The sequence below is a fragment of the Hydrogenophaga sp. genome, from assembly GCF_041633695.1.
Taxonomy (GTDB): Bacteria; Pseudomonadota; Gammaproteobacteria; order Burkholderiales; family Burkholderiaceae_C; genus Hydrogenophaga.
In genome coordinates this window covers 1-3,188 of the sequence record NZ_JBFJMY010000465.1, presented here as the reverse complement: position 1 = coordinate 3,188, position 3,188 = coordinate 1, and the positions used below count along the sequence as shown (strand labels likewise).

General features: G+C 61.1%; 1 protein-coding gene. It reads right to left on the bottom strand.

Features of this window, described 5'->3' with window-relative positions; all coding sequences use genetic code 11:
• The coding region (locus ABYB95_RS20155; RefSeq protein WP_372661045.1) for a glutamate synthase central domain-containing protein at positions 1-2,996 on the bottom strand (2,996 nt) is incomplete at its 3' end.
• Between the last annotated feature and the right edge of the window lie 192 nt (positions 2,997-3,188).

The window sequence follows — 3,188 nt, the reverse complement described above, 5'->3', positions numbered from 1 at the left end:
TGGGCCATCTTGATCTGGATCTGGTCGGCGCTGTTGAGGTATTCGGCGGTGACGCCGAACCGGCCCGAGGCCACCTGCTTGATCTTGGAGCGCATGGAGTCGCCGTCTTGCAGGGTGTAGTCGACCTCAAAAACCTCCTTGCCCAGCAGTTCGGACATGGTCTGTCCCTGCTTGATCGGGATGCCCTTGAGTTCGTTGCGGTAACGCAGCGCGTCTTCGCCGCCTTCGCCGGTATTGCTCTTGCCGCCGATGCGGTTCATGGCCACAGCCAGCGTGGAATGGGCTTCGGTCGAAATGGAGCCCAGCGACATGGCGCCGGTGGCGAAACGTTTGACGATTTCCGCAGCCGGCTCCACCTCGTCGATCGGAATCGCCTTGGCCGGATCGATCTTGAATTCGAACAGGCCGCGCAGCGTCATGTGGCGCTTGCTCTGGTCGTTGATGATCTCGGCATATTCCTTGTAGGTGCTCCAGTTGTTGGCGCGCGTGCTGTGCTGCAGCTTGGCGATCGCGTCGGGCGTCCACATGTGCTCTTCACCGCGGGTGCGCCAGGCGTATTCGCCACCGGCATCCAGCATGGTTTCCAGCACCGGGTCGTCGCCGAACGCGGCCAGGTGCATGCGGATCGCTTCTTCGGCAATGCCAAAAACGCCAATGCCCTCGACGCGGCTGGACGTGCCGGTGAAGTACTTGTTCACCGTGTCGCTGTTCAGGCCAATGACCTCGAACAGTTGCGCACCGCAATAGCTCATGTAGGTGGACACACCCATCTTGGACATGATCTTGGACAGGCCTTTGCCGATCGCCTTGATGTAGTTGTAGATGGCTTTTTCTGCGCTCAGGTCGCCCGGCAGATCTTTGTGCATGGCCGCCAGCGCTTCCATGGACAGATAGGGATGCACGGCTTCGGCGCCGTACCCGGCCAGCACCGCGAAGTGGTGCACCTCGCGCGCGCTGCCAGTTTCCACCACCAAGCCGGCGTTGGTGCGCAGACCTTCGCGCACCAGGTACTGGTGCACCGCAGACAACGCCAGCAACGCGGGAATCGCCAGCTGGGTGGCGCTCACCTTGCGGTCGCTGATGATGAGGATGTTCTTGCCGCCCTTGATGGCGTCCACGGCTTCGGCGCACAAGGAAGCCAGCTTGGCCTCCACGCCCTCACGGCCCCAGGCCACCGGATAGGTGATATCCAGGGTCTGGCTGCGGAACTTGCCTTGGGTGAAGGCTTCGATGTTGCGCAGTTTCGCCATGTCGGCGAAATCGAGAATGGGCTGGCTCACTTCCAGCCGCATCGGCGGGTTGACCTGGTTGATGTCGAGCAGGTTGGGCTTGGGGCCGATGAAGGACACCAGCGACATCACGATGGCTTCCCGGATCGGGTCGATCGGCGGGTTGGTCACCTGAGCAAACAGTTGCTTGAAATAGTTGAACAGCGGTTTGTTCTTGTCGGACAGCACGGCCAGCGGGCTGTCGTTGCCCATGGACCCCAGCGCCTCTTCGCCGGCGCTGGCCATAGGTGCCAGCAGGAACTTGATGTCTTCCTGGGTGGTGCCAAAGGCTTGCTGGCGGTCCAGCAGACTCACGTCGCTGGGCAGTGGCGTGGCCGTGGCCGGGCCTTCCACGTCGTCCAGCTTGATGCGCAGGTTCTCGATCCACTGCTTGTAGGGCTTGCTGTTGGCGAGGTTGGACTTGAGCTCCTCGTCGTCGATCATGCGGCCCTGCTCCAGATCGATCAGGAACATCTTGCCGGGCTGCAGGCGCCACTTGCGCACGATCTTGTGCTCGGGCACGGGCAACACACCCGACTCGGAGCCCATGATCACGAAGTCGTCGTCGGTGACACAGTAACGCGACGGACGCAGGCCGTTGCGGTCCAGCGTGGCGCCGATCTGACGACCGTCGGTGAACACGATGGAGGCCGGGCCATCCCAAGGCTCCATCATGGCGGCGTGGTATTCATAGAAGGCCTTGCGGCGCGGATCCATTGACGAATGCTGCTCCCAGGGCTCGGGAATCATCATCATCATGGCCTGTGCCAGCGGGTAGCCGGCCATGGTCATGAGTTCCAGGCAGTTGTCGAACGTGGCCGTATCGGACTGGCTGGCAAAGCTGATCGGATACAGCTTTTTCAGATCGTCGCCCAGCACGGGTGAGGACATCACGCCCTCGCGCGCCTTCATCCAGTTGTAGTTGCCGCGCACGGTGTTGATCTCACCGTTGTGCGCCACATAGCGGTAAGGGTGGGCCAGCGGCCACTCGGGGAAGGTGTTGGTGGAGAAACGCTGGTGCACCAGCCCCAGAGCCGACACGCAGCGAGGATCTTGCAGATCGTAGAAGTAGGTGCCCACTTGATCGGCCAGCAGCAGGCCTTTGTAGACCACGGTGCGGCTGCTCATGCTCACCACGTAATACTCTTTGCTGTGGGTGAGCTTCAGGCGCTGCACATTGCCACTGCAGGTCTTGCGGATCACATAGAGCTTGCGCTCCAGGGCGTCCTGTACGATCACGTCGTTGCCGCGACCGATGAACACCTGGCGGATGACGGGTTCTTTTTTGCGCACGGTGGGCGACATGGGCATGTCGGCGTTCACCGGCACATCGCGCCAGCCCAACAGCACCTGGCCTTCGGCCGCCACAGCGCGCTCCATCTCCTGCTCGACGGCCAGACGCGAGGCGTGCTCCTTGGGCAGGAACAACATGCCCACGCCGTATTCACCGGGCGGCGGCAGCGTCACGCCCTTGGCGGCAAACTCTTCGCGGTACAGCGCATCGGGCAGCTGGATCAAAATGCCCGCGCCGTCACCCATGAGCTTGTCGGCGCCCACAGCACCCCGGTGGTCCAGGTTTTCCAGGATCTTCAGGCCCTGCTGAACAATGGCGTGGCTCTTCGCGCCCTTGATGTGGGCCACAAAGCCCACGCCACAGGCGTCGTGCTCGTTGGCCGGGTCGTACAGACCCTGTTGTTGAAGGTATTGCTGTTCGGCTGCCGTGGTCATGGCGCTTCCTTTACGGTTCAAAGGCTGGGGGACGTATCGCGAGAAGCGAAGCATAGTGCAATGCAACAAAAATGCCAACCACAATAATTGGGGTCAGATTCCAATTAAAAACATCATCTCAGATATAAACTTTAATTGGGGACATATTAAAATCCCGACCAAACAGCAGCGGTGAGGCCGCAGATGCCCGCT